At 71.2% G+C, this 25,391-nt stretch carries 19 protein-coding genes and 2 pseudogenes; 7 read left to right on the top strand and 14 right to left on the bottom strand.

Going from position 1 to position 25,391, the window contains the following annotated elements; translation table 11 throughout:
* Positions 1 to 8 precede the first annotated feature (8 nt).
* The 11 genes from HDA41_RS33950 to HDA41_RS33900 all read right to left on the bottom strand — a co-directional run bounded on the left by HDA41_RS33950 (position 9) and on the right by HDA41_RS33900 (position 13,478).
* The gene (locus HDA41_RS33950; RefSeq protein WP_184990801.1) at positions 9 to 2,624 is read right to left on the bottom strand and encodes a PQQ-dependent sugar dehydrogenase; all 2,616 of its coding nucleotides are present in this window, start codon (positions 2,622 to 2,624) and stop codon (positions 9 to 11) included.
* 20 nt (positions 2,625 to 2,644) lie between these two features.
* Positions 2,645 to 3,643 carry a sugar phosphate isomerase/epimerase family protein gene (locus HDA41_RS33945; RefSeq protein WP_184990799.1) on the bottom strand — a complete coding sequence of 333 codons (999 nt, stop codon included), beginning with the start codon at positions 3,641 to 3,643 and terminating at the stop codon, positions 2,645 to 2,647.
* Between the two features lie 14 nt (positions 3,644 to 3,657).
* The gene (locus HDA41_RS33940; RefSeq protein ID WP_184990797.1) at positions 3,658 to 4,869 is read right to left on the bottom strand and encodes a Gfo/Idh/MocA family protein; all 1,212 of its coding nucleotides are present in this window, start codon (positions 4,867 to 4,869) and stop codon (positions 3,658 to 3,660) included.
* A gap of 58 nt (positions 4,870 to 4,927) precedes the next feature.
* Positions 4,928 to 5,974: a substrate-binding domain-containing protein gene (locus HDA41_RS33935; RefSeq protein WP_184990795.1), complete on the bottom strand. Its 1,047-nt coding sequence runs from the start codon at positions 5,972 to 5,974 to the stop codon at positions 4,928 to 4,930.
* A 17-nt stretch (positions 5,975 to 5,991) separates the two neighbouring features.
* Positions 5,992 to 7,011, bottom strand: coding sequence for an ABC transporter permease (locus tag HDA41_RS33930; protein ID WP_184990792.1), 1,020 nt, complete (start codon positions 7,009 to 7,011; stop codon positions 5,992 to 5,994).
* Positions 7,008 to 8,525, bottom strand: coding sequence for a sugar ABC transporter ATP-binding protein (locus tag HDA41_RS33925; protein WP_184990790.1), 1,518 nt, complete (start codon positions 8,523 to 8,525; stop codon positions 7,008 to 7,010). The genes HDA41_RS33930 and HDA41_RS33925 overlap by 4 nt, the downstream gene beginning before the upstream one ends.
* A 112-nt stretch (positions 8,526 to 8,637) precedes the next feature.
* A complete protein-coding gene (locus tag HDA41_RS33920; protein ID WP_184990788.1) occupies positions 8,638 to 9,819 on the bottom strand; it encodes an ROK family transcriptional regulator in 1,182 nt (393 codons plus the stop codon).
* Positions 9,820 to 10,034: 215 nt separating this feature from the next.
* A complete protein-coding gene (locus HDA41_RS33915) occupies positions 10,035 to 10,712 on the bottom strand; it encodes a GntR family transcriptional regulator (RefSeq protein WP_184990786.1) in 678 nt (225 codons plus the stop codon).
* Between the two features lie 148 nt (positions 10,713 to 10,860).
* The gene (locus tag HDA41_RS33910) at positions 10,861 to 11,799 is read right to left on the bottom strand and encodes a beta-ketoacyl-ACP synthase III (RefSeq protein ID WP_184990784.1); all 939 of its coding nucleotides are present in this window, start codon (positions 11,797 to 11,799) and stop codon (positions 10,861 to 10,863) included.
* A gap of 226 nt (positions 11,800 to 12,025) precedes the next feature.
* Positions 12,026 to 12,166, bottom strand: coding sequence for an MFS transporter small subunit (locus tag HDA41_RS33905; protein WP_184990781.1), 141 nt, complete (start codon positions 12,164 to 12,166; stop codon positions 12,026 to 12,028).
* Positions 12,135 to 13,478 carry an OFA family MFS transporter gene (locus HDA41_RS33900; RefSeq protein WP_184990779.1) on the bottom strand — a complete coding sequence of 448 codons (1,344 nt, stop codon included), beginning with the start codon at positions 13,476 to 13,478 and terminating at the stop codon, positions 12,135 to 12,137. Before HDA41_RS33900 ends, HDA41_RS33905 begins: the two co-directional genes overlap by 32 nt.
* Positions 13,479 to 13,658: 180 nt before the next feature.
* Between HDA41_RS33900 and HDA41_RS33895 the strand changes: the two are divergent.
* The 3 genes and pseudogenes from HDA41_RS33895 to fdhD form a co-directional block, all read left to right on the top strand.
* Positions 13,659 to 15,209: pseudogene (locus HDA41_RS33895) on the top strand (2-dehydropantoate 2-reductase N-terminal domain-containing protein); the annotation flags it as partial.
* Positions 15,206 to 16,066, top strand: a pseudogene (locus HDA41_RS33890) (2Fe-2S iron-sulfur cluster-binding protein). The pseudogenes HDA41_RS33895 and HDA41_RS33890, both read left to right, overlap by 4 nt.
* Positions 16,067 to 16,073: 7 nt before the next feature.
* Positions 16,074 to 16,922, top strand: a complete 849-nt coding sequence (gene fdhD, locus HDA41_RS33885; protein WP_184990775.1) for a formate dehydrogenase accessory sulfurtransferase FdhD — start codon at positions 16,074 to 16,076, stop codon at positions 16,920 to 16,922.
* An 87-nt stretch (positions 16,923 to 17,009) separates the two neighbouring features.
* Here the strand turns inward: fdhD and HDA41_RS33880 are convergent, their stop codons facing one another.
* On the bottom strand, positions 17,010 to 17,459 hold the full coding sequence (locus tag HDA41_RS33880) for a MarR family winged helix-turn-helix transcriptional regulator (protein ID WP_184990773.1): 450 nt from the start codon (positions 17,457 to 17,459) through the stop codon (positions 17,010 to 17,012).
* 102 nt (positions 17,460 to 17,561) lie between these two features.
* Here HDA41_RS33880 and HDA41_RS33875 point away from each other — a divergent pair, with 102 nt between their 5' ends.
* Positions 17,562 to 18,479, top strand: a complete 918-nt coding sequence (locus HDA41_RS33875; protein WP_184990771.1) for a quinone oxidoreductase family protein — start codon at positions 17,562 to 17,564, stop codon at positions 18,477 to 18,479.
* 180 nt (positions 18,480 to 18,659) lie between these two features.
* Here HDA41_RS33875 and HDA41_RS33870 read toward each other — a convergent pair whose 3' ends face one another.
* Positions 18,660 to 19,856 carry an RNA-guided endonuclease InsQ/TnpB family protein gene (locus HDA41_RS33870; protein WP_184990769.1) on the bottom strand — a complete coding sequence of 399 codons (1,197 nt, stop codon included), beginning with the start codon at positions 19,854 to 19,856 and terminating at the stop codon, positions 18,660 to 18,662.
* Positions 19,857 to 20,030: 174 nt separating this feature from the next.
* On the opposite strand from HDA41_RS33870, the gene HDA41_RS33865 reads away from it, so the two are divergent.
* A complete protein-coding gene (locus HDA41_RS33865) occupies positions 20,031 to 21,902 on the top strand; it encodes a sialidase family protein (protein WP_184990767.1) in 1,872 nt (623 codons plus the stop codon).
* 11 nt (positions 21,903 to 21,913) lie between these two features.
* Positions 21,914 to 23,152, top strand: a complete 1,239-nt coding sequence (locus HDA41_RS33860) for a DUF5005 domain-containing protein (RefSeq protein ID WP_184990765.1) — start codon at positions 21,914 to 21,916, stop codon at positions 23,150 to 23,152.
* On the opposite strand, the gene HDA41_RS33855 is transcribed toward HDA41_RS33860, so the two are convergent.
* Positions 23,088 to 24,101, bottom strand: coding sequence for a bile acid:sodium symporter family protein (locus HDA41_RS33855; protein ID WP_184993967.1), 1,014 nt, complete (start codon positions 24,099 to 24,101; stop codon positions 23,088 to 23,090). The two genes, HDA41_RS33860 and HDA41_RS33855, sit on opposite strands and share 65 nt — an antisense overlap.
* A 174-nt stretch (positions 24,102 to 24,275) precedes the next feature.
* On the opposite strand from HDA41_RS33855, the gene HDA41_RS33850 reads away from it, so the two are divergent.
* Entirely contained in the window at positions 24,276 to 25,208 is a 933-nt protein-coding gene (locus HDA41_RS33850; protein WP_184990763.1) for a LysR substrate-binding domain-containing protein, read from the top strand.
* Positions 25,209 to 25,391: the final 183 nt, after the last annotated feature.

Genomic DNA, 25,391 nt, shown 5'->3' with positions numbered 1-25,391 from the left:
GCCTCCCCTCAGCCCGTTGTGAACGTGAAGTCGTCGACGTCGTACAGGGCGCCGGTGCCGCTCCCCTTGAAGACCAGGAAGAGTGTGGTCGTGCCCCTGGGCGCGCGGGACAGGTTCGCCTGGACGTCCTGGAAGGTCTCCCAGCCGCCGGTCACCGGCACGGTCGCCTTGCCGAGCAGGGTGCCCTTGGCGGAGCCCGCGCGGATTTCGAGGGTGCCGCCGGCGCCGCCGGAGGAGACGCGTGCGGTGATCTTCTTCGCGTTGTTCAGGAGGTATGGCGTGAAGGAGATCCAGTCGCCGTTGTCGATGTCGCCGACGGTCCGGCCGCCGTGCGCGGTCTCCTTGGTGATGACCGTGACGCCGGAGGAGTTGCCGTAGTGCTCGGCCTGGCGGTGCTTGGGCTGGGTGACGTTCTGGTCGTGCGTGGTGAGGGGGGCCTGGCCGCCGCCTCCGTTGTCGGTGTACTCGGCGTCGAGGACTCCGAAGACGTTGGCGTCCTCGTCGTGGCCGCCGTCGGCGCTGGTCTGGATGGTGCCGGTGCAGCCGTTGGCCGAGGTCAGGGGGTGGCCGTGGGTGTCGTGGCCGAGGATGAAGGTGACCTTGACCTTGGAGCAGTCGATGGTCCGGTCCTCCGGGTCGGTGACCTTCACCCTGAACGGGATGGCGTCACCGAAGCTGAACAGCTGTCCGTCCTTCGGTGTCTCCAGCACCACGGTGGGCGCGGTGTTGCCGACGACGATCTGCACGCTCGCGCTGCCGGTGCGGCCGGTCGGGTCCTTGACGGTCAGCGTCGCGGTGTAGGTGCCGTTCTTCTGGTACCGGTGGGTGGGGTTGGCTGCGGTGGACTTACCACCGTCGCCGAAGTCCCAGCTGTAGGTGAGGGCGTCGCCGTCCTGGTCACTGGTGCCCGCGGAGGAGAAGCTGACGCGCAGCGGTGCCTGACCGGAGGTCCGGCTCGCCGCGGCCTGGGCGACGGGCGAGTGGCCGTCGGTGGCGTTCTCGATGCGGTACAGGGCGGAGTGCTCGTCGCCGCCGAACCAGGACAGGCCGTAGTCGAGGACGTACAGCGCCCCGTCGGGCCCGAAGGCCGAGTCCATCACCTGGGTGCCGCTCCAGGGCACGTCGTTGATCGACTGGACCGTGCCGTCGGCGTCGCTGGTGATGCGCTTGATCCAGCGGCGGCCGAACTCCGTGGCGAAGAAGTCGCCGTCGAACGCCTCGGGGAACTTCACCGGCGAGTCGAGCTCCGGATCGTAGTGGTAGACCGGGCCGCCCATCGGGGACTCGGAGCCGGTGCCGAACTCGGGCAGGGATCCGCCGTCGTACGGGATCCAGGCGGGCTGGGCCGGGGGCAGGTCGGTCAGGCCGGTGTTGTTCGGGGAGGTGTTCTTCGGGGCCGAGCAGTCGAAGGCCGCTCCCGACGCGCCCGTCGCGAAGTCGTAGTCGACGTAGGCGTCGTTGTCACCGGTGCAGTAGGGCCAGCCGAAGTTGCCGGGGCCGGTGACGCGGGCGAACTCGACCTGGCCGGCCGGGCCGCGCGCGGGGTCGGCGGCGCCGGCGTCGGGGCCGTAGTCACCGACGTAGAGGATGCCGGTCTTCTTGTCGACGCTGAAGCGGAACGGGTTGCGGAAGCCCATCGCGTAGATCTCGGGGCGGGTCTTGTCCGTGCCGGGGGCGAAGAGGTTGCCCTCGGGGACGGTGTACGAACCGTCGGCGTTCACCTTGATGCGCAGGATCTTGCCGCGCAGGTCGTTGGTGTTGCCGGAGGTGCGCTGGGCGTCGAAGGCCGGGTTGCGGTTCGCGCGCTCGTCGATCGGGGTGAAGCCGTCCGACTGGAACGGGTTGGTGTCGTCACCCGTCGACAGGTACAGGTTGCCCTGCGCGTCGAAGTCGATGTCACCGCCGACGTGGCAGCACAGGCCGCGGGAGGCGGGGACGTCCAGGATCTTCTTCTCGCTGGCGGTGTCGAGGGTGCCGTCGGTCTTCAGGACGAACCGGGAGAGCCGGTTGACGCCGTCGAAGGGCGCGAAGTCGGCGGCGGTGCCGGTCCCGGGGGCGTCGCCCTCGGGGGTGTTGAGCGGGGGCGCGTAGTACAGGTAGATGAAACGGTTCTCTGTGAAGCCGGGGTCGACGCCGATGCCCTGGAGGCCCTCCTCGTCGTGGGAGTAGACGTCGAGCTTGCCCGCGAGTTTCGTGGTGCCGGCCGCGTTGGTGAGGCGGAGCTCGCCGTCGCGGGAGGTGTGCAGGACCGAGCGGTCCGGGAGGACGGCGAGCGACATGGGCTCGCCGACCTCCGCCTCGCCCTTGGCGAGGGTGACCTGCTGGAAGTCCTCGGCCGTGACGGCCGGCTCGTCCGCGGCGGCGGCGCCGGCCTGCGGCGCGGTCAGGGTGAGGGAGGCGCCCGCCAGCAGCGCGCCGGTGAACAGCGCGACCGCTTGACGCAGGCGTCGTCCGTGAGTCTCGGTCCTGAGAGTTCTGACGGTACTGCGAGTTGTAAGAGTTCCGAGAGTTCTGCGGGTTCTGCGGGTTCTGCGGGTTCTGGCGGTGGGGTGGTTCCCGTGCACGAGTGCCTCCAGAATGGGGCGGTTGTACGGGCGGGTGCGTACGCCGGGATGCGCCGTCATCCCGGAGAGCTCACGGTGTCTCAGTTGCCGAACGCCGCGTCGAAGGAGGCCGACGGCGGCTCGAAGTCGTAGGCCTTGAGGCGGGTCAGCGCCTCGGGCGCGCCCTGGAGCCGGTCCATGCCGGCGTCCTCCCACTCGACAGAGACCGGGCCCTGGTAGTCGATGGAGCGCAGCATCCGGAAGACGTCCTCCCAGGGGACGTCGCCGTGCCCGGCGGAGACGAAGTCCCAGCCGCGCCGGGGGTCGCCCCAGGGCAGGTGGGAGCCGAGCCGGCCGTTGCGTCCGTCGAGACGCTTGCGGGCTTCCTTGCAGTCGACGTGGTAGATGCGGTCGCGGAAGTCCCAGAGGAAGCCGACCGGGTCGAGGTCCTGCCACACGAAGTGGCTCGGGTCGAAGTTGAGGCCGAAGGCGGGGCGCCGGTCTACGGCCTCCAGGGCCCGCACCGTCGTCCAGTAGTCGTAGGCGATCTCGCTGGGGTGGACCTCGTGCGCGAACCGCACGCCCTCCGCGTCGAAGACGTCCAGGATCGGGTTCCAGCGGTCGGCGAAGTCCTGGTAGCCGCGTTCGATCATCGCGTCGGGGGCGGGCGGGAACATGGCGACCAGGTGCCAGATGGCGGAGCCGGTGAAGCCGATGACGGTGTCGACGCCGAAGGCGGCCGCGGCGCGCGCGGTGTCCTTCATGCGGTCCGCGGCCCGCTGCCGGACCCCTTCCGGGCCTCCGTCGCCCCACACCTCACCCGGCACGATCGCCTGGTGGCGTTCGTCGATGATGGCGTCGCAGACGGCCTGGCCGACCAGGTGGTTGGAGATGGCCCAGCATTTGAGGCCGTACTTGTCGAGGAGCGCTCGGCGGCCGTCGAGGTACCCGGGGTCGGAAAGTGCCTTGTCGACTTCGAAGTGGTCGCCCCAGCAGGCGAGTTCGAGGCCGTCGTAGCCGAAGTCGCGGGCGAGCCGGCAGACCTCTTCCAGCGGCAGGTCGGCCCACTGGCCGGTGAACAGCGTGAACGTACGCGGCATGCGCGTCAGCCTCCTCAGACCGCGATCGGCGTGTAGACGGAGTTCTTCTCGGCGCTCTCCTCCACGGCCGCGAGCACGCGCTGCACCTGGAGCCCGTCGGCGAAGGAGGGTTCGGGGCGGCGGCCCTCGGCGATGGCGTGGACGAGGTCGCGGGCCTGGTGGACGAAGGTGTGCTCGTAGCCGAGGCCGTGGCCCGGCGGCCACCAGGCGTCCAGGTAGGGGTGGTCGGGTTCGGTGACGAGGATGCGGCGGAAGCCCGCCTCCGCGCCGGGTTCGGTGCCGTCGTGGAAGGACAGCTCGTTGAGCCGCTCCAGGTCGAAGGCGAGCGAGCCGCGCGCCCCGTTGAGTTCGATGCGCAGGGCGTTCTTGCGGCCGGTGGCGTAGCGGGTGGCCTCGAAGGAGGCGAGGGCGCCGGAGGGGAAGCGGGCCGTGAACAGGGCGGCGTCGTCCACGGTGACCTCTCCCGTGCCTGCGGACGAGACGGCGGACAGGCCGCTCGTGGCGCCGGTGGGCAGGGGCCGCTGACGTACGAAGGTCTCCGTCAGCGCGGAGACGCCGGCCAGCCGCTCCCCCACGAGGTACTGCGCGAGGTCGATGATGTGCGCGCCCAGGTCGCCGAGCGAGCCCGAGCCGGCCTGCTCCCTGCGCAGCCGCCAGGTCAGCGGGAACTGCGGGTCGACCAGCCAGTCCTGGAGGTACGTCACGCGCACGTGCCGCAGCCTGCCCAGGCGGCCCTCGGCGACCATCCGGCGGGCCTGGGCGGTGGCCGGCACCCGGCGGTAGTTGAAGCCGACCATCGCCACCTGGCCACGCCGGTGGGCCTCTTCGGCGGCCAACACCATCGAGGTGGCTTCCTCGACGGTGTTGGCCAGCGGCTTCTCGCACAGGACGTGCTTGCCGGCGGCGAGGGCGGCGAGGGCGATCTCGGCGTGGCTGTCGCCGGGGGTGCAGATGTCGACCAGGTCGACGTCGTCGCGTTCGACGAGGGCGCGCCAGTCGGTCTCGGTGGACGCCCAGCCGTGGCGGTCGGCCGCCACCCTCACGGCGGCGGCGTCCCGGCCGCAGATGACGGCCTGCACGGGGTTCAGCGGCAGGTCGAAGACACGGCCCGCGGTGCGCCAGCCCTGGGAGTGGGCGGCGCCCATGAAGGCGTAACCCACCATCCCCACGCGCAGGGGTGGCTTGCCTGCCTCGGTCCCATCTGACTGCTGCTGCGGCTGTCCCATACGGGTGTCCTCCTCGTCCTGGTCGGGTGGCGCACGTGGGGGGTGCGGGCGGAACCGGTCACCGGAAGCCGGTGGGCATGTACTGGTCGACGTTGGTCTTGTCGACGACGGCCGAGTAGAGCGTGATCGACGCGGGGATCTCGAACTCGGCCATGCCGCCGATGCCCTCGCCCTGGCCGAGGGCGCGGGCGAGGTCGATCGCGGAGGCGGCCATGGTCGGCGGGTAGAGGACGGTCGCCTTCAGTACGCCGTCGTCCTGCTTGATGGCCTGGAAGGCGGAGAGCGCGCCGGCGCCGCCGACCATCAGGAAGTCGTCGCGCCCCGCCTGCTCGATGGCGCGCAGCGCGCCCACGCCCTGGTCGTCGTCGTGGTTCCACAGGGCGTCGAACTTCGACTGGGCCTGGAGCAGCTGGGCCATCTTGGCCTGTCCGGACTCGACCGTGAACTCGGCGGCCTGGCGGGCGACCTTCCTGATGTTGGGGTAGTTCTTCAGGGCGTCGTCGAAGCCCTGGGTACGCTGCTTGGTCAGCTCCAGGTTGTCCAGGCCCGCCAGTTCGATGACGCGGGCGTTCGACTTGCCCTTGAGCTTCTCGCCGATGTAGTGCCCGGCGTTGAGGCCCATGCCGTAGTTGTCGCCGCCGATCCAGCAGCGGTAGGCCTGCGGGGTGTTGAAGATCCGGTCGAGGTTCACGACCGGGATGCCCGCGCGCATCGCCTTCAGCCCGACCTGGGTGAGGGCCTTGCCGTCGGCGGGGAGCACGACCAGGACGTCGACCTTCTTGTTGATGAGGGTCTCGATCTGGCCGATCTGCTGGGCGGTGTCGTTGGAGCCCTCGGTGATCTCCAGGGTGACGTCGGAGTACTTCTCGGCCCGCTTCTTGGCGTTGTCGTTGATGGCGTTGAGCCAGCCGTGGTCGGCCTGGGGTCCGGCGAAGCCGATGGTGACCTGCTTGCCGGGCTTGTCGTCGGCGGCGGGCTGGTCGTTCCCGGCCGGCTCGTCCTTGGCGTCGGAGGGCTCGTTGCTCGTGCAGCCCGTGAGGAGGGCACCGGCGGAGACGGCGGCGGCCCCGAAGAGCAGTCCTCTGCGGCTCGTGATCTCTGTCATGGCGGTGAACCCTTTCCTCAGGTCGTGCTCGCGGTACGGCGCTGGACCAGCACGGCGGCGACGATGATCGCGCCCTTGGCGATCTGCTGGACGTCGGTCTGCAGGTTGTTCAGGGCGAAGAGGTTGGTGATCGTGGTGAAGATCAGGACGCCGAGCACGGAGCCGGTGATGGTGCCGCGGCCGCCGGTGAGCAGGGTGCCGCCGATGATCGCCGCGGCGATGGCGTCGAGTTCGTAGAGGTTGCCGTTGGTGTTCTGTCCGGAGCCGGCCAGGACGATCAGCAGGAAGGCGGCGATGCCGCAGCACAGCCCGGACAGCAGGTAGAGGTAGAGCCGCTGGCGGCGGACGTCGATGCCGGCGAGCCGGGCGGCCTCCGGGTTGCCGCCCACGGCGACCGTGCGGCGGCCGAAGGTGGTGCGGTTGAGCACCAGCCAGCCGATGACGGTCACGACCGCGAAGACCAGCACCAGGGGCGGGACGCCGAGGACGTAGGCGTCGCGTTCGCCCAGGTCGAGGACGGACTGCACCGTGACGATCTGCGTCTTGCCGTCGGTGATCTGCAGGGCGAGGCCGCGGGCCGAGGCCAGCATGGCGAGGGTGGCGATGAACGGCACCATCGCGCCGTAGGCGATGAGCACCCCGTTGACCAGGCCGCAGCCGACCCCGACGACGACCGCCGTGAAGAGGATGCCGGCGAAGCCGTACTCCTGGGTGGCGACGGTGGTCGCCCACACGGAGGCCAGGGCGACGATCGCGCCGACCGACAGGTCGATGCCGCCGGAGACGATGACGAAGGTCATGCCGACGGTGACGACGCCGATCACGGACGCCTGGGTGAGGACGAGTTGCAGATTGCGGGTGTCGAGGAACGCGTCGGGCTTGGTGATGCCGCCGATGAGGATCAGCACGGCGAGCACGCCGAGCAGGGAGAGGGTGCGGACGTCGGCGCGGGCCAGCGTGCCGCGCCAGGCGGGGGGCTGGGCCGGGGGCACCTTGTCGGTGCTGCTGTCCCGCGGCGGGGAGACGGGCTGCGTCATGACGCCGGGCTTCCTTCCATGACCAGGTCGAGTACGCGGTGTTCGTCGAGTTCGCGCGCGGGTGCGGTGTGGACGACTCGGCCCTCGCGCAGCACCAGGACGCGGTCGGCGAGGCCGAGCACCTCGGGCACCTCGCTGGAGACCAGCAGCACGGCCAGACCCTCGTCGGCCAGCCTCCGGACGACCGCGTACAGCTCGGCGCGGGCGCCGACGTCGACGCCGCGGGTGGGTTCGTCGAGCAGCAGCACCTTGCAGCCACGCAGCAGCCAGCGGGCCAGGACGGCCTTCTGCTGGTTGCCGCCGGACAGGGTGCGCACGGGTACCGACGGGTTGTCGGGCCTGAGCGACAGCTCGCGGGTCGCGGCCCGGGCGGCACCGAGTTCGGCGCCCCCGTCGATCCAGCCGCCGCGCGAGAAGCGGGACAGCGAGGAGACCGACACGTTGCGGGTGACGGACTCCAGCATCAGCAGGGCCTGTGCCTTGCGTTCCTCGGGGGCGAGGCCGAGCCCGGCCCGGACGGCGGCCCGGACGCTGCCCGGCTTCAAGGGCCTTCCGTCCACCAGCACCTGGCCCGACGTCGGTTTCCTGGCCCCGTAGACGGTCTCCAGGATCTCGGAGCGGCCCGAGCCGACGAGTCCGGCGAGGCCGACGATCTCGCCCGGCCGTATCTCCAGGTCGAGAGGCTCGAACTCCCCGGCACGGGACAGGCCTCGGACGGTGAGCACCGGGGCGCCGGGCGGCGGGGAGACGGGCCTGTCGGGAAAGACGTACTCGACGTTGCGGCCGGTCATGAGGGCGACGACCTCGCGGGTCGGGGTCGTCTTCGCGGGCAGTCCGTTCGCCACGGCCCGCCCGTCCTTGAGCACGGTCACCCGGTCGCCGATGCGCCGGATCTCCTCCAGGCGGTGCGAGATGTAGACGACGGCGACACCGGTGGCGGTGAGGTCGCCGACGATGCGGAAGAGGTTGTCGACCTCGTCCGGGTCGAGGGCGGCGGACGGTTCGTCCATCACGATGAGCCGCACGTCGTGGGAGAGCGCCCGGGCCATGGACACGATCTGCTGCTGCGCCGCCGACAGCTCCCCGACGAGCCGTGCCGGATCGATCTCCGCATGACCAAGTCGCTTGAGCAGTAAGGCCGTTTCCTCCTTCGCCGCCTTCCCGCGGACGACGAAGCCGGCGGCGGTCGGCTCATGCCCCAGATGGACGTTCTCGGCGACCGACAGGTGCTCCACCAGGTCGAGTTCCTGGTAGATGGTGGCGATGCCGAGTCGCATGGCGGCGATCGGCGAGCGGAGTGTGACCTCTTCGCCGCGCCAGCGGATGACGCCGGTGTCGGGCTGGTGGGCACCGGCCAGGACCTTGATGAGGGTCGACTTCCCGGCGCCGTTCTGACCGAGCAGGCAGTGCACCTCACCGGCCTGGACGTCGAGGTCCACGCCGTCGAGGGCCCGGACTCCGGGGAACGACTTGGTGATGCCGGACATGCTGAGCAGCGGTGGTTCTGATGCCATGCGGATTCCCCTTGGCAGGCGTGCGGGCCGGTTGCAGGGCGCTTGTCGGGCAGGCGTGTGCGAGGCAGGGCAGAGCAGGGAGCTGTGCTGGTGAGCTGTGCTGTCGAAAGGGTTACGCGGGTGAGAACAGGTGGTCGCTGATGAGCCGGGCCGCACCGATGACTCCGGCGGCGGGTCCCAGCTCGCCCAGGACGATGGGCAGGTTGCCGGTCGCAAGCGGCAGCGACTGGCGATAGACCTGGGTGCGGATCGCGGCGAGCAGGGTGTGGCCGAGGCCGGTCACCCCGCCGCCGATCACCACCAGGCCCGGGTTGAAGAAGCTGACCAGGCCGGCGATGACCTGGCCGGTGCGGTTGCCGCCCTCGCGGATCAGATCGAGGGCGGTGGCGTCGCCGGCGGCGGCCGCGGCGGCGACGTCGACGGCCGTGAGGCCACCGTTGGTCTCCAGCCGCGAGGCCAGGTCGGCCGAAAGTCCCTGCTGAGCGGCCTCCATGGCGTCGCGGGCGAGGGCCGCCCCGCTGAAGTGGGCCTCCAGGCAGCCCCGGTTGCCGCAGGCGCAGGGCCGGCCGTCGGGCACGGCCTGGATGTGCCCGATGTCGCCGGCGCTGCCCGTCGTACCGCGGTAGACCTCACCGCCGACGACGATGCCGCAGCCGATGCCCGTGCCGATCTTGACGCAGAGGAAGTCGGCGACCGTGCGGGCGACGCCCGCGTGCTGCTCCCCCATCGCCATGAGGTTCACGTCGTTGTCGACCATGACCGGGCAGCCGAGTTCCTGGCTGAGCGCCTCCCGCACGGGAAAGCCGTCCCAGCCCGGCATGATCGGCGGAGCCACCGGGACGCCCTCGGGGAAACGGACCGGGCCCGGGACGCCGATACCGGCGCCGTCGAATCCCTCCGCGAGCCCCGAGGCCTTCAACTTTCCGGCCATGGCGAGGACTTGCTCGAAGACCGCGACCGGGCCCTCGCGCACGTCCATGGGGTGGTTGATGTGCCCGAGCGTCTCCAGTTCGGCGTTGGTGACGGCGACGTCGACCGAGGTCGCGCCGATGTCCACGCCGAGGAAGCGCAGCCCGGGGTTGAGCCGGATGTTGTGGGAGCGGCGGCCGCCGCGCGAGGCGGCGAGTCCGTCGGCCACGACCAGCCCCGTCTCCAGCAGCCGGTCCACCTCCACGGCGAGCTTGGACCGCGAGAGGTCGACCTGGTCGCCCAGCTGGGCACGGGAGTTGGGACCACCGTCGCGCAACAGCTTGAGCAGTCGGGCCTGGTGGGCGTTTCCGGGTCGTGCGGTCATACGTCTCACGAGCCCCTCCCCGCCTCAATCGGCCTGTGCGCGCCGGTATTCCGCCACATCGGTGGCTTGCTTTCGGAGGGAACGTAGCAGCGGCTGCCGAAGCTGGGAAGAAGTCGCGCAGTAATTACCCTCGACTTCTTCCACTCACAGGACAAAGGCGAGAAGCGCGGGCACTGCCTCGCAGGTGATCACCCGTCAGCGTGGCCCGGAGGTCCCTACGAACGCGCCCGCGCGTGGTACGAACGCCTCGTGTGTTCCGTGTGCTCGCGCATCAGGTGCGTGGCCCGCTGTTCGTCGCGGTCGGTGATCGCCGCGATGAGTGCGCGGTGTTCGATCCAGGACTGACGGCCGCGCTGGCGGGCGACCGGCGTGTAGTACCAGCGGACGCGACGGTCGACCTGGGCGGCCAGTTCGGCGAGGACGGCGTTGCCGGCGAGCTCCATGATCTTCGCGTGGAAGCGGGCGTTCATGGCGACGGCCCCGTCCACGTCGTCGGCCTCGACGGCCTTCTCGCCCTCCGCGCACAGCGCTTCCAGCGCGGCGATGCCGGCGCTGTCCGCGCCCGCCGCGGCGAGCCGGGCCGCCTCGGCCTCCAGGAGCGTACGGACCGTGAGGAGCTGGTCGGCCTCCTCCTCCGTCGGCTCGTGCACGAACGCGCCCTGGGCGGGCCGCAGATCGACCCACCCCTCGGTGTTGAGCCGCTGCAACGCCTCGCGCACCGGCTGCCGGGAGACCCCCAGATGCCCCGCGAGTTCGCTCTCGACGAGGTGCTGGCCGGGCTGGAGGGCACGGGTGGTGATGAGTTCGAGCAGTGCCTCGTAGACGCGGTCGCGCAGCGGACCCGGGCGTTCCAGCTTGGGTACCGCCCCCTGGGGCAGTCCTGTCGACAGCATCGCGGTCCCCCTCCTCGGCAGGGCCGTGCACAGCGCGGCGGAAGCCGGCGTCGCCGCAGAGCCAGTATCGATTGTCTTTCGTCTACAGTCTACGGCACACAAGAGCCAGGGCTTCGGGGAGTTGACCGCGTCACACCACGGCGGGGCTTCACGGGCAGCGGACGACCTGCCCCGCGTACGACAGGTTCCCGCCGAAGCCGAACAGCAGGACCGGGTCGCCCGTGGCGACGGCGCCCTGTTCGACCAGCTTCGACAGAGCGAGCGGGATGCTCGCGGCCGAGGTGTTGCCGGACTCCGTGACGTCGCGCGCGACGACCGCGTTCACGGCGCCGATCTTCTCCGCGAGGGGTTCGATGATGCGCAGGTTGGCCTGATGCAGGACGACCGCCGCGAGGTCCGCCGGCTCCAGCCCGGCCCGCTCGCACGCCCGTCGCGCGATGGGCGGCAACTGCGTCGTCGCCCAGCGGTACACGCTCTGCCCCTCCTGCGCGAAACGCGGCGGCGTGCCCTCGATCCGCACGGCGTTCCCCATCTCGGGCACCGAACCCCACAGCACCGGCCCGATGCCGGGCTCGTCGGCGGCCTCCACGACGGCGGCCCCGGCCCCGTCACCGACGAGCACGCACGTCGTGCGGTCGGTCCAGTCGGTCACCTCGGACATCTTGTCGGCCCCGATGACCAGGGCCCGGCTCGAGCCCCCCGCGCGGACGGCGTGGTCGGCGGTGGCCAGGGCGTGGGTGAAGCCGGCGCACACCACGTTGAGGTCCATCGTGGCGGCCCGCGGAATGCCGAGGCGGGAGGCGACCCGGGCGGCCGTGTTGGGCGAGCGGTCGACGGCGGTGGAGGTGGCGACCAGCACCAGGTCGATGTCGGCGGCAGTCCTCCCGGCCGACGCGAGGGCCTTGGCGGCGGCGTGGGCGGCCAGCTCGTCGACCGGTTCGTCGGGGCCGGCGATGTGGCGCGTGCTGATGCCCACCCGGCTCCTGATCCACTCGTCACTGGTGTCGACCATGCTCGCCAGGTCCGCGTTGGTGAGCACCTTGGCGGGCTGGTAGTGGCCGACGGCGGCGATGCGCGAGCCGTTCATGTGGGCGGTCCCCCTCGTTGGAACTTGGGTAGCGGGACCCACCAGTCTGATCAGTGACCCGCGGGTACGACGGCAGGCAAGACGACAGGAAACAGGTGCCCGCGTTGTCAGCTTCGGTCAGGCCTCCGTCGGCCGGACACCTGTCGAACACCTGAGCCCCGCACCTGCGGTGTGATCCACTCCACACTCCGGTCAGCCGCGTCACCAGCCTGCCCGGACAGCACACCTAGCCGGTGAACAGCTGCGTCGCCTTCCGGACCAGCTCGTACAGCCCGTAGGCGAGCGGCACTCCCACCCACACCCAGGCGAAGGTGATCAGCCACCGCCGGTCCGGGCTAGGCGGACTCTGACTGCTGTCGCTCGACATGGGCGGCCTCCCTCGGTGCCGGGATGTGGTGACGCGGGTGGACGGGACGGACGAGTTCGTTGGCGACGAAGCCGACGACGAGCAGCCCGATCATGATGACGAACGACAGCCCGTACAGGGACGCGCCGTGCCGGCCGGCCTCCTCCTGCCGGTCGGCGATCCAGTTCACGATGAGCGGCCCGAGCACGCCGGCCAGTGACCAGGCGGTGAGCAGCCGCCCGTGGATGGCGCCGACCTGGTACGTGCCGAACAGGTCCTTCAGATACGCCGGAGCGGTCGCGAAGCCGCCGCCGTAGAAGGACAGGATCACCAGCGCGCCCAGGACGAACAGCGGCTTGGAGGAGTCGCCGAACAGGGCGATGAGCGCGTACATCAACGCGCCGACGCCCAGGTAGACGCGGTAGATGTTCTTGCGGCCGATCAGGTCGGACGTCGACGACCAGCCGATGCGGCCCGCCATGTTCGCCGCCGACAGCAGCGCGACGAAGCCTGCGGCCGCCGTCACCGACACGGGCGTGGCGGTGTCCGCGAAGAAGTCCGTGATCATCGGGGCGGCCTTCTCCAGGATGCCGATGCCTGCGGTGACGTTCATGCAGAGCACGATCCACAGGCACCAGAACTGCGGGGTGCGGATGGCCTGGTTCGCGGAGACCTGCGGGCCGGTGAGGGCCGGCCGCGCGGTTCCGCCCGCCCCTGGGGCACTGCGGGCACTGCCCGGGACCCGGACCAGGAGCACACCCAGCAGCATGAAGACGGCGTACGTCAGGCCGTGCACCAGGAAGGCGAGCGCGATGCCGGAGCTGTCGCTGCCGAACGACTCCAGCATCTGCGCGGACCACGGCGAGGCGATGAGCGCGCCGCCGCCGAAGCCCATGATGGCGATGCCGGTGGCCATGCCGGGCCGGTCCGGGAACCACTTGATGAGGGTGGACACGGGTGAGATGTAGCCGATGCCGAGGCCGATACCGCCGACGAAGCCGTAGCCGAGGACGATCAGCCAGTACTGCTCCACGGCCGCGCCCAGCGCGGAGAGCAGGAAACCGGAGGAGAAGCAGACCAGGGCGACGGTCATCGCCCAGCGCGGGCCGTTGCGCTCCACGAGCGTGCCGCCGAACGCGGCGGACAGCCCCAGCATGACGATGCCCAGCTGGAAGGGCAGCGCGCTCTGCGTGCCGCTGAGGGCGAGCGCGGACTCCAGGGGCGGCTTGAACACGCTCCAGGCGTAGGCCTGGCCGATGGAGAGATGCACGGAGAGAGCGGCGGGCGGGACGAGCCAGCGGCTCCAGCCCGGGGGCGCGACTGGGGGACTCATGAATCCGGAACGTTAGGCAGTCGCAGGGGAGTTGAGAAAGCGGCGCGTCGACGGGATGCGGTGAGCGGTATCCAGCAAGCGCCGAACGGTCGTCGCACGGACCCTTGCCGCCCCAATCTCCATACTGTAGACAATATTTCGTCGACACAAGCCGGACGGCACTCACCTGACGGCAGTCACCTCCGCGGTATCCCTCAAACCGAACGGAGTGTCCCCGTGAAAGTCGCGGTTCTCGGCGCCGGTGCCATCGGCGCCCATGTCGGCGCCGCGCTCCAGCGCGCGGGTGCCGATGTGCATCTCATCGCCCGTGGACCGCATCTGGCGGCCATGAGGCAGCACGGAGTCCGGGTGCGCAGCCCGCGCGGCGACTTCACCGCGCGCCCCCACGCGACCGACGCCCCGGCCCGAGTCGGCCCGGTCGACTATGTGTTCCTGGGTCTGAAGGCCAACGCGTACGCGGCGTGCGGGCCGCTGATCGAGCCGCTGCTGCACGAGGCGACGGCGGTCGTGGCCGCCCAGAACGGCATCCCCTGGTGGTACTTCCACCGGCACGGCGGCCCGTACGACGGCCACCGGATCGAGAGCGTCGACCCGGAGGGCGCGGTCAGTGCGGTGCTCGCGCCCGAACGGGCCGTCCGCGAGGTCACCGACTCGGGCCTGGCCGGGCGCGGCGGCGCCACCTTCCCGACCGGCCGCAAGTGGCAGGCCACGGCGTCCCAGCCGGACCATCCGCACTACCTCGTCTGCAACGCCGACGAGTCCGAGCCGGGCACCTTCAAGGACCGCGTGCTCATGGAAGGGGACCCGTACGCGCTGGTCGAGGCCATGACGATCGCCGGGTACGCGACCGGCGCCCGCAAGGGCTACCTCTACCTGCGCGGCGAGTACCCGCGCGCCCTGCGCCGCCTGGAGCACGCGATCACGCAGGCACGCACCCCGGGCCTGCTCGGCGATGACGTGCTCGGCCAGGGCTACGCCTTCGACATCGAGATCCGGCGCGGCGCGGGCGCCTACATCTGCGGTGAGGAGACGGCCCTGTTCAACTCCATCGAGGGCTACCGGGGCGAGCCCCGCTCGAAGCCGCCGTTCCCGGTGGAGAAGGGCCTGTTCGGCAAACCGACGGTCGAGAACAACGTCGAGACGCTGGTCAACGTCCTGCCGATCCTCACCCTGGGCGCCCCGGCCTACGCGGCGATCGGCACCCAGCGGTCCACCGGGCCGAAGCTGTTCTGCGTGTCCGGGACCGTGGAACGGCCCGGTGTCTACGAGGTGCCGTTCGGCGCGACGCTGGGCGACCTGCTCGGGCTCGCCGGTGTGCGGGACGGGCTGCGGGCGGTGCTGCTCGGCGGCGCGGCGGGGGGCTTCGTACGGGCCGACGAGCTCGACATCCCCCTCACCTTCGAAGGGACGCGGGAGGCGGGCACGACGCTCGGCTCGGGGGTCGTCATGGCCTTCGACGACAGCGTGCCCCTCCCCCGGCTCCTGCTGCGCATCGCTGAGTTCTTCCGCGACGAGTCGTGCGGGCAGTGCGTGCCCTGCCGGGTCGGGACCGTGCGGCAGGAGGAGGCGCTGCACCGGATCGCGGAGCGCACCGGCGCGGCCGCCGCCGGGGACATCGCCCTGCTGAGGGAGGTCGGCCGCGCGATGCGGGACGCCTCGATCTGCGGTCTCGGGCAGACCTCGTGGAACGCCGTGGAATCCGCCATCGACCGTCTGGGGGCGTACGAATGACCGTCACACCGCTGGGGATCCCGCACCGCATGCTGGAGTTCACGATCGACGGCGAGGAGGCCAGGGTCCCCGAGGGCTCGACCATTCTGGACGCCTGCCGGGCGGCCGGGAAGGACATCCCGACCCTGTGCGAGGGCGACACGCTGCGGCCGAAGAACGCCTGCCGGGTGTGTGTCGTCGAGGTCGAGGGGGCGCGGACCCTCGTGCCGGCCTGCTCCCGCAAGGCCGAGGCGGGCATGGAGGTGCGCACCGACACCGAGCGGGCCCGGCACAGCCGGAAGGTCGTCCTCGAACTGCTCGCGTCCTCGGTCGACCTGTCGACCACACCGCGGGTCGCCGAGTGGCTCAAGGAGTACGAGGCGAAGCCGGACCGCTTCGGCCCGGACGCGGCCCGCCTCAACGAGGGACCGAAGATCGACAACGACCTGTACGTACGCGACTACGACAAGTGCATCCTCTGCTACAAGTGCGTGGACGCCTGCGGCGACCAGTGACAGAACACCTTCGCGATCTCGGTCGCCGGGCGCGGTTTCGACGCCCGGATCGCCGTCGAGCACGACGCCCCGCTGACCGACTCGGCGTGCGTGTACTGCGGGAACTGCATCGAGGTGTGCCCGACGGGCGCGCTGTCGTTCAAGTCGGAGTTCGACATGCGCGCGGCGGGTACGTGGGACGAGTCGCGGCAGACGGAGACGACCACGGTGTGCGCGTACTGCGGAGTGGGCTGCAACCTGACGCTGCACGTGCTGGACAATGAGATCGTGAAGGTCACCTCGCCGCACGGCAACCCGGTGACCCACGGCAACCTCTGCATCAAGGGCCGCTTCGGCTACCAGCACGTACAGAACCGGGGCTGATCAGGACATGGGACGAGTCACGGAACGACGCAAGGTGCTCCGCATCCGGGACGGGGCGGTCTCCAGCCGTCCGGACACGCTCGTCGCCGAGGAACCCCTGGAGATCCGGCTCAACGGCAAGCCCCTGGCGATCACCATGCGCACCCCGGGCGACGACTTCGCGCTGGCGGCGGGCTTCCTGGTGAGCGAGGGGGTGCTCGGCGGGCAGCGGGACCTGCGGAACATCGTCTACTGCGCCGGGGCGACAGCCGACGGCTCGAACACGTACAACGTGGTCGACGTCCAGACGGCCCCGGACGTGGTGATCCCCGACATCACACTGGAGCGCAACGTTTACACGACGTCCTCCTGCGGGCTGTGCGGCAAGGCGTCGCTGGACGCGGTGCGCACGACGGCCCGCTGGCCCATCGCCGACACTCCCCCGCTCCGGGTCACCCCCGAGCTGCTCGCGAGCCTGCCCGACCGGCTGCGCGCCGCCCAGCGGGTCTTCGACCGGACCGGCGGCCTGCACGCGGCGGCCCTCTTCTCGGAGGACGGCGAGCTGCTGGACGTCCGGGAGGACGTGGGCCGGCACAACGCGGTCGACAAGCTGGTCGGCCGTGCCCTGCAGAACGGGGAGCTGCCGCTGTCGCGGACCGTCCTGCTCGTCTCGGGCCGGGCCTCCTTCGAGCTGGCGCAGAAGGCCGTGATGGCCGGTATCCCGGTCCTGGCGGCGGTGTCGGCGCCGTCCTCGCTGGCGGTGGACCTGGCCGCCGAGGCGGGCCTGACGCTGGTGGGCTTCCTGCGGGGCCGCTCCATGAACGTGTACGCGGGTGAGGGCCGGATCGCCCTGCGGGCCGCGGCCGCCCAGGGCTGAGCAGGTTCTCCCGCGACACGGCGGCGGGGCCCCGACCGGCGGGGAGCGCCCCCTGCGCCGCAGGGGCCCCGTCTCGGCCCGGCCCCGTCAGGGCAGCCGTCGGTCGCCCGTGCCGGATATGCGCCGCAGCATGCTCGTGAACTGCTCGCGTTCGGCCTCCGACAGCGGGGCGAGGAGCTCGTCGTTGGCCGCGCGGGCCGCCTTCTCGCAGCGTGTCAGCAGCCGGGCTCCCCGGGCGGTGAGGGACACCGCGTTCTTCCGCCGGTCCTTCGGGTCCGGCTCGCGCACCACCAGGCCCGCCGCCTGGAGGTCGTTCAGGATGCCGACCATGTCCTTGGGGTCCAGCCGGACCGCGCGCCCGAGATCGGCCTGGGCGACGGGGGCCAGATCGCGGACGGCGGACAGCACCACGTGGTGCCACATCCGCATGTCCTGCTCGGCCAGCGCCTCGGCCACCAGGGCCCGGCCGCGTGCGGCGGCACGGCCGAGCAGCCAGCTGGGCAGGGAGCGGATCGCGGGGAGGGGAGCTTCCGACATGGGCGCAGCCTAACCAAGAAATCGTTGGTCCTCCCTATGATCGTCCTATATCGTTGGACACTCCAACGATCGTTGGGGCCACCGACGACACCCGGAGGTGCGATGCGACGCGTCCGCTACAAATCCCGAGGCGGCGCCCTGCTCCTGGAGGAGGCACCGGTCCCCGGACCCGGCCCCGGAGAACTGCTCGTGCGCGCGGAGGCGATCGGCGTCACGCTCCCGGTCGTACGCAAGGTCACCGAGGGGGCCGAGCCGGTCCCGCTCGGCGGCGAGATCGCCGGGGAGGTCACGGCCGTCGGCGAGGGCGTCACCCGCTTCGGCACCGGCGACCGCGTGACGGGGCTCTGCTCCGGCCACGGCTACGCCGACTTCGCGCTCCTGCACGAGACCATGGCCTCCCCCGTACCGGCGGACGCCGACGCCGTCACGGCGGTCGCCCTGGTCCGCGGCGGCCTGGTCGCCCTCGGCGCCCTGGAGGCCGCGCGGCCCGAGCCGGGCGAGGCGGCCCTGGTCACGGCGGCGGCGAGCGGTGTCGGGCACCTGGCCGTGCAACTGGCCCGGAGGCGGGGTGCCGGACGGGTCGTGGGGGCCGTCTCCGACTCGGTGAAGGCCGACTTCGTCCGCGGCCTCGGCGCCGACCACGTCGTCACGTACGGCGACGACAGCTGGGGTGCCCCCGTCGACTACGCCCTGGACGGGGTCGGCGGCGAGCTGCTCCCCCAGGCCCTCACCGCGCTCGCCCCGGAGGGACGGCTGGTGGCGTACAGCTCGGGCGGCGGCACCGTCCAGGCGTACGACCTGCTCGTGGGCGCCAAGTCGGTGACCGGGTTCCAGATGGCCCGCATCGCCCGCGGCAAACCGGAGTTGTACGAGCAGTGGCGCGAGGAGCTGTGGCGGCTGTTCGCCGCCGGAGAGCTCCAGCCCGTCGTCCATGGGGAGTTCGCCCTGGAGGACGCGGCGAAGGCGCACGGGGAGATCGAGGCGAGGGCCAACCTGGGCAAGGTCGTCCTGATCCCCTGACGCACGCTTCTTGTGGGGGGTCTGTGAAGCCGAGTACCGTCTGTGGCCCACACCCGGGACGTGGGATGTCCTGTTGACCGAATATCTGCTCCCCGGATTTCCGTTCCCATGCCTCGGTGGTGTGGGGGGGGCCAGCCGACAGACGCTTGACTTCCTCCCCCTCGTGAACGAGGGGGATTCCTACGGCTCGCGCCGTGGGGTTTTCTGCTTCATCGCCGACTGCCCGCCCGGAGTTCTCCGTTGAGGTCTGACACCGGCTCCACAGACAGACACCGCCAGCCCGGCGGCCAGAAGGTTGTTCGCCGCGTTCACGTCCCGGTCATGGACCGTGCCACAGCTGTCACACGCCCAGGTCCGGACGTTCAGCGGCATCTCCGGCCGGAGGGTGCCGCAGCGGGAGCACAGCTTGGAGGAGGGGAAGAAGCGGTCCACCGCGATCACGTCCCGCCCGTACCAGCCGGCCTTGTACTCCAGCATGCTCCGGAACTCCGCCCACGCCGCATCACTGATGGCACGGGCCAGGCTCCGGTTTTTGACCATGTTGCGTACGGTCAGGTCCTCGATCACGAGCGTTTGGTTCTCACGCACGAGTCGAGTGGTCAGCTTGTGCAGCACATCACGCCTGCGGTCGGCGATCCGAGCGTGGATCTTCGCAACCCGCCGACGGGCCTTGCGCCGGTTGGCACCATCACCTCTGGCCTTGCGGGACAGCTCCCGCTGGGCCCTGGCCAGGCGCTCGCGGTCGCGGCGTTCGTGCCGGGGGTTGGCGATCTTCTCCCCGGTCGACAGCGTGAGCAGGTGGTCCAGGCCCACGTCGATGCCGACCGCCGTACCGGCAGCTGCGAGCGGCTTCACCCGCGGGTCCTCGCACAGCAGGGAGACGAACCAGCGTCCGGCGCTGTCCCGGCTGACGGTCACCGTGCTCGGCGATGCACCGTCGGGCAGGGGGCGGGACCAGACGATGTCCAGCGGGTCGGCCATCTTGGCCGGTGTCAGATTGCCGTCGCGGAAGCGCAACGCGGAGGAGGTGTACTCCGCGCTCGCCCGGGACTTCTTCTTCGTCTTGAAGCGCGGGTACCTGGCGCGTTTGGCGAAGAAGTTCGCGAAAGCGGTCTGCAGGTGCCGCAGTGCCTGCTGCAGCGGGACGGAGGAGACCTCGTTGAGGTAGGCCAGCCCTTCGGTCTTCTTCCACGCGGTGAGCATGGCCGAGGTCTGGTTGTAGTTGACCCGTTCCTGTCGGGCCCATGCCTCGGTGCGGGCGGCGAGCGCCATGTTGTAGACCTTGCGTACGCATCCGAAGGTGCGCGACAGCTCGGCTGCCTGTGCATCGGTCGGATAGAAGCGGTACTTGAAGGCCCGCTTCACGCGAGTGGGCATACCTCACAAATTAGCACATCAACTTGTGACTATGCGCCGGTAGTTGATGGCGGGCGCCGATCCGCCCAGAGGGCGAATCGGCCTTCCCTGCCCTGCTCCGCAGGAGTCCGTTTCCTCCCCCGCCTGAAGGCGGGGGTATCCACGGAGGAATCCAGATGAAGGGCAGGTCGCACCATGCCGTCCAGTCTTCGCGCACGTCTGAGATCCACCCTGACAGCCGTTCTCACCGCCGCCGCGCTGCTCGCGCCCACCGGCCCGGCCCATGCCCAACCCGACGCGGGCTTACGACAGTTCGAACAACAGGTCCTCTTCAAGGCCTCCCAGGACCCCGGTTACGCGTGCTTCCGGATCCCGGCGATCGTGCGCACCACGGCCGGCACGCTGCTCGCCTTCGCCGAGGGCCGCGTCCTCAACTGCGGTGACGCGGCCGACATCGACATCGTCCTCAAACGCTCCACCGACGGCGGCCGCACCTGGGGTCCGCTCCAGGTCGTCAACGAGGGCGCGGGCGACACGCACGGCAACCCGGCGCCCGTCGTGGACCGCAGGACCGGCCGGATCCTGCTGGCCGAGACGTACAACACGGGCCGTACGGACGCCGGCAACTGCACCGTTCCCTGCGACCGCACCCCGCACCTGCAGTACAGCGACGACGACGGCCGGACCTGGTCCGAGCCGCGTGACCTGAGCGACGAGATCCTGCCCGCACACTGGAACTCCTGGTACGCCACCGGGCCCGTGCACGGCATCCAGCTCACCCGCGGGAGGCACGCCGGACGGCTGGTGTTCGGCGTCAACACCGAGACCTGGGACGGCAGCCGGGTCACCGCCAACCACGCCGCGCTCATCGTCAGCGACGACGGCGGCGACCACTGGCGGATCGGGGCCACGGACTCCTGGCCCATAGCTCAGGACGGCACGTTCCGGCAGAAGCCGTCGGAGGTGACGCTCACCGAACGCGCCGACGGGGCCGTGCTCGTAAGCGGCCGGGAACAGGACGGCACCGACCTGGGTCACCGCTCCCAGACCCTCAGCCTGGACGGCGGCGACAGCTTCGCCACGCCCTTCCGCGGCCTCCCCGACCTCTACACCCCCCAGGTCCAGGGCGCAACCCTGCGCCTCGGCCACCGGCTCCTGCTGTCCGCCCCGGCCGATCCCGACCGCCGCCGGACGATGATGGTCCGCTCCTCCTACGACGGCGGGCGCACCTGGGACAGTGTGGACCGGGGCACGGTGGTCACCACGGACTGGTCCGGCTACTCCGACATGGCGGCGGTCGACTCCTCGACGGTGGGCCTGCTGTACGAGGGCGGCGCGGTCGACGCCCGCGACGAGATCCGCTTCGCCCGCTTCACCGAGGACTGGCTGAAACCACGCCGTGGCGCCGACCCGACCACCCGCGACGCCGCCTCGGGAGCGAAGCCCGCGGCCGTGCTCGGCGGCGCCGGGCGGACGGCCGGTGTCCGCGGCAGTGCGCTGTCCTTCGACGGTACCGACGACGCCGTACGCCTGCCCTATCGGTCCCGACTGGCGCTGGGCGAGGGGGACTTCACGGCCTCGCTGTTCTTCCGCTACACGGCCACGACCGGCGAACAGCCCTTCCTGTGGATGGGCGGCATCGGCAGCACCCAGCCGCAGGTCTGGCTGCGCGGGGAGCCGGCGAGCGACCGAGTCCGGGCGCTCATCACCACCCGGTCGGGCGCGGCGACCGTCAGGACGGCCTCGGTGTGGACCGCCGGCGCCCACAACGACGGCCGCTGGCACCACCTGGTCCTGCGCCGGGGCGGCGGGCAACTGACCCTCTTCCTCGACGGCACGCCCATCAGCACCACGGACGTGCCGGGCTCGGTCAGCCGCAACTCCCCGTTCGGCGTGCACATCGGCCAGCGCATGGACAGCCGGGCGTTCCTCACCGGGGCGATCGACGACGTCCGCGTCTGGAACCGGGCCCTCACCGACCAGGAGGTGGCCGCGGGCACCAAGGGCGCGGCCGCCAGGGGCACGGTGCTGTGGCTCCCCATGGACCAGGTGAGCGACAGCAACTAACGTCACGGCACGTGCCCGACGACGCAGAAACAGCACGAGCACGACAGCGCACCGGAACCGGGATCGGCCTGCTGCTGGTCCTGGTTCTCGGAGCCGCGCTGCTCATCGCCCTCCCGGAGGACGAGAGTCCGGACGACGACGCCACCTGCCGGGCGCGCACGGTCGCCTCCTGGCGGGCGGACGACGGCCTCACCGCCGAGTTCGCCCGCTACGGCGACGACGCGACCCGCACCGACGACTGGACCGGCGGCGACGGCACCCACTCGGTGCGGCTGCCGGACGGCCGGGTGCTGTGGCTGTTCTCGGACACCTACCTGGGCCGGGTGTACGGCCCGCCCAACCCGGCCGGCGAGTCCCACGCCTGGCGGGACGCCACCGCGCCGCTGGTGCGCAACTCGGCCGTGCTGATGCGCGACGGCCGGCTGGAGACCACCCTGCCCGCCCCGCTCTTCGCCGACCCGGCGCCGAACCAGTGGCGCTGGCCGGTCGCCGCCCGCGTCGAACCCCGCTCCCCCGGCTCCTCGGAGCAGGTCGTCCGGGTGCTGCTGTGGGTGCGCACGGCCGGTCAGGCCCCGTGGATCTACGGCGTGCCCACCGCGACCGAGGTGGCCACGCTGTCGCTGCCCGATCTGCGCCTGGAGTCGGTCGTCAAGGTGCTCGACCAGCAACTGGTCCCCGACCCGTCCCGGCGGGTGCTGTTCGGCACGACCCTGGTCGAGGAGGACGGCTGGACGTACGTCTTCGGCGGCGACGACGGCCAGGCCGCCTCCCGCCCGGCCTCGCACGCGTACGTGGCGCGGGTGCCCGAGGGCAGGCTCGGGGATCCGGCGGCCTGGCGGTACTGGACCGGCTCGGCGTGGGCGGCCGGCGCCCGCCCCCGGCCGGTGCTCGGGGACGGGCAGCGCAGGGGGGTGGGCAGCGCGTTCTCGGTCGTCCGGGACGACGGGACGTACGTGCTGTTCACGATGGCCGCGGGCGCCAAGGGCCTGACCACCGTGGCGTCGTACTGGGCGTGCTCCCCGGCCGGGCCGTGGCACGGACCCGCGAAGGAGTTCAGCCCGTCACTGCCGCAGGGCCAGGTGGCCGCCTACAACCCGCAGGCGCACCCGGTGCTGAGCGGCGGCGGGCGTCTCGTGCTGAGCTACGACGTCAACTGGCTGGAGACGACGGGCGCCGCCGCCCAGCTCAGCCGGAACGTGTCCCTGTACCGACCGCGGTTCGTGACGCTGCGGCTGGCTCCGGCGCGGTGACCTCCGGGCGGGGGTCGTGCGAGCGGCGCTTGGCGATCACCGCGCAGACCATCAGCTGCATCTGGTGGAAGAGCATCAGCGGCAGCACGGCCAGCGAGGCGTGCGCCCCGAACAGGACGCTCGCCATGGGCAGTCCGGCGGCCAGGGACTTCTTCGAGCCGGCGAACTGGAGGGTGATCCGGTCCTCCCGGGTGAACCCCAGCGCCTTGCCGCCGTACCAGGTCAGCAGCAGCATCACGGCGAGGATCACGGCCTCGACGACCAGCAGTGCGCCCAGCCGGAGAGGGCTGACCTGGTGCCAGATGCCCTGGACCATGCCCTGGCTGAACGCGGTGTAGACGACGAGCAGGATCGAACCGCGGTCCACCAGTGCGAGGACCTTCTTGTGACGGGTGACGAACCCGCCGATCCAGCGGCGCAGCAGCTGCCCGGCGAGGAACGGCACGAGCAGTTGCAGCACGATCTTCAGCAGCGAGTCGGCGGAGAACCCGCCCCCGCTGCCGCCGAGCAGCGAGGCCGCGAGCAGCGGGGTGGCGATGATGCCGACGAGTGAGGAGAAGGAGCCCGCGCAGATCGCGGCGGGCACGTTGCCGCGGGCCATCGAGGTGAAGGCGATCGAGGACTGCACGGTCGACGGGACGAGTGTGAGGAAGAGCAGGCCCTGGTACAGCGGGTGCGTCAGGATCACGGGCACCAGCCCGCGGGCCGCCAGGCCGAGCAGCGGGAAGGCCACGAAGGTGCAGGCCAGGACGGTGACGTGGAGCCGCCAGTGGCGCAGTCCGTCCAGTGCCTCACGGGTGGACAGCCGTGCGCCGTAGAGGAAGAACAGCAGGGCGATCGCCGCCGTGGAGGCACCGGACGCGACATCGGCGACCGTCCCGCGGGCCGGGAACAGCGCGGCGACGCCCACCGTCGCGAGCAGGAGAAGGATGTACGGGTCGATCGGCATCCGGCGCGGCCGGCGCAGGCGTTTCACGGTGCTCCACTTGCTCGGGACTCACGGGCGGTACATACGTGCGGTGCGGGGCCGGTACGGCCCCCTTCCATCCTGCTCCTCGGCCCGGCGATCGGGAATCCCGCATACTGCTCTCACTGTCATCACGTTCCGCGATAGCCTGGTGCCATGTACGACCCGTCCCATCTGCGCACCTTCCTGTCGGTGGCGCAGACGCTGAGCTTCACACAGGCCGCCCGCCGGCTCGGGCTGCGGCAGTCCACGGTCAGCCAGCACGTGCGGCGGCTGGAGGACGCCACCGGGCGGACGCTGTTCACCCGGGACACGCACTCGGTGGAGCTGACGGAGGACGGCGAGGCCATGCTCGGGTTCGCGCGCCGGATCCTGGAGGTGCACGAACAGGCGACGGCGTTCTTCACGGGCACCCGGCTGCGCGGCCGGCTGCGCTTCGGCGCGTCGGAGGACTTCGTGCTGACCCGGCTGCCGGAGATCCTCGAGGGCTTCCGGCACGACCACCCGGAGGTCGACCTGGAACTCACGGTCGAGCTGTCGGGCACGCTGCACGAGCAGCTCGCTGCCGGGAAGCTGGACCTCGTCCTGGCCAAGCGACGACCCGAGGACCCGCGCGGTGAACTGGTCCGGCACGACAGGCTGGTGTGGATCGGCGCGGAACGGCTCCGTCTGGATCCCGACCGCCCGGTGCCGCTCATCGTGTACCCGCCGCCCGGCATCACCCGGGCCCTCGCCCTGGAAGCCCTGGAACGCCAGGGCCGCGCATGGCGCGTCGCCTGCACCAGCGGCAGCCTCAACGGCCTGATCGCAGCGGCGCGGGCAGGCCTCGGCGTCATGGCCCACTCCCGGGGCCTCGTCCCGCCCGGTCTGGTGCGCGTACCGGAACGCGCGGGACTGCCGGAACTCGGCCGCGTCGACTTCGTCGTGGTCCACGGCCGCCGCCGCCCCTCCGCCCAGGGCGCGGCGGACGCCCTGGCTGCGGCGATCCTGTCGGGCGGGGACCGGCTGAACCGGAGTGACGAAATGCGCCTCGGGGGCGCTGAGAGAAGAGACGGCCGGACATCGCGCACGAGGAGCCCCGGGCCGTGACGGGGCCGTACAGATTCGGTGGAGATTACGGCTCCGAAACTTACTCAACCGTCAGTATTCTGTCCGACCCTTCCCCATGTGAGCGCATTTTTCCTCCCTGACCAGCGCGGAACGGAGCGCTGCTCGCCTTTGCACCCCTCCCGCCTCCTGCCCGGTTGGGGTAGCTTTCACCGCGCTGTGCGG

The sequence above is a fragment of the Streptomyces caelestis genome (genome assembly GCF_014205255.1).
Lineage (GTDB): Bacteria > Actinomycetota > Actinomycetes > Streptomycetales > Streptomycetaceae > Streptomyces > Streptomyces caelestis.
This window is presented reverse-complemented; position numbering and strand designations above follow the sequence as displayed.

Excerpts from the sequence above, each read along its gene's own strand:
- HDA41_RS33950 (WP_184990801.1), bottom strand. The coding sequence starts at position 2,624 with ATGACGGCGCATCCCGGCGTACGCACCCGCCCGTACAACCGCCCCATT.
- HDA41_RS33945 (WP_184990799.1), bottom strand. The coding sequence starts at position 3,643 with ATGCCGCGTACGTTCACGCTGTTCACCGGCCAGTGGGCCGACCTGCCG.
- HDA41_RS33940 (WP_184990797.1), bottom strand. The coding sequence starts at position 4,869 with ATGGGACAGCCGCAGCAGCAGTCAGATGGGACCGAGGCAGGCAAGCCA.
- HDA41_RS33935 (WP_184990795.1), bottom strand. The coding sequence starts at position 5,974 with ATGACAGAGATCACGAGCCGCAGAGGACTGCTCTTCGGGGCCGCCGCC.
- HDA41_RS33930 (WP_184990792.1), bottom strand. The coding sequence starts at position 7,011 with ATGACGCAGCCCGTCTCCCCGCCGCGGGACAGCAGCACCGACAAGGTG.
- HDA41_RS33925 (WP_184990790.1), bottom strand. The coding sequence starts at position 8,525 with ATGGCATCAGAACCACCGCTGCTCAGCATGTCCGGCATCACCAAGTCG.
- HDA41_RS33920 (WP_184990788.1), bottom strand. The coding sequence starts at position 9,819 with ATGACCGCACGACCCGGAAACGCCCACCAGGCCCGACTGCTCAAGCTG.
- HDA41_RS33915 (WP_184990786.1), bottom strand. The coding sequence starts at position 10,712 with ATGCTGTCGACAGGACTGCCCCAGGGGGCGGTACCCAAGCTGGAACGC.
- HDA41_RS33910 (WP_184990784.1), bottom strand. The coding sequence starts at position 11,799 with ATGAACGGCTCGCGCATCGCCGCCGTCGGCCACTACCAGCCCGCCAAG.
- HDA41_RS33905 (WP_184990781.1), bottom strand. The coding sequence starts at position 12,166 with ATGTCGAGCGACAGCAGTCAGAGTCCGCCTAGCCCGGACCGGCGGTGG.
- HDA41_RS33900 (WP_184990779.1), bottom strand. The coding sequence starts at position 13,478 with ATGAGTCCCCCAGTCGCGCCCCCGGGCTGGAGCCGCTGGCTCGTCCCG.
- fdhD (WP_184990775.1), top strand. The coding sequence starts at position 16,074 with ATGGGACGAGTCACGGAACGACGCAAGGTGCTCCGCATCCGGGACGGG.
- HDA41_RS33880 (WP_184990773.1), bottom strand. The coding sequence starts at position 17,459 with ATGTCGGAAGCTCCCCTCCCCGCGATCCGCTCCCTGCCCAGCTGGCTG.
- HDA41_RS33875 (WP_184990771.1), top strand. The coding sequence starts at position 17,562 with ATGCGACGCGTCCGCTACAAATCCCGAGGCGGCGCCCTGCTCCTGGAG.
- HDA41_RS33870 (WP_184990769.1), bottom strand. The coding sequence starts at position 19,856 with ATGCCCACTCGCGTGAAGCGGGCCTTCAAGTACCGCTTCTATCCGACC.
- HDA41_RS33865 (WP_184990767.1), top strand. The coding sequence starts at position 20,031 with ATGCCGTCCAGTCTTCGCGCACGTCTGAGATCCACCCTGACAGCCGTT.
- HDA41_RS33855 (WP_184993967.1), bottom strand. The coding sequence starts at position 24,101 with ATGCCGATCGACCCGTACATCCTTCTCCTGCTCGCGACGGTGGGCGTC.
- HDA41_RS33850 (WP_184990763.1), top strand. The coding sequence starts at position 24,276 with ATGTACGACCCGTCCCATCTGCGCACCTTCCTGTCGGTGGCGCAGACG.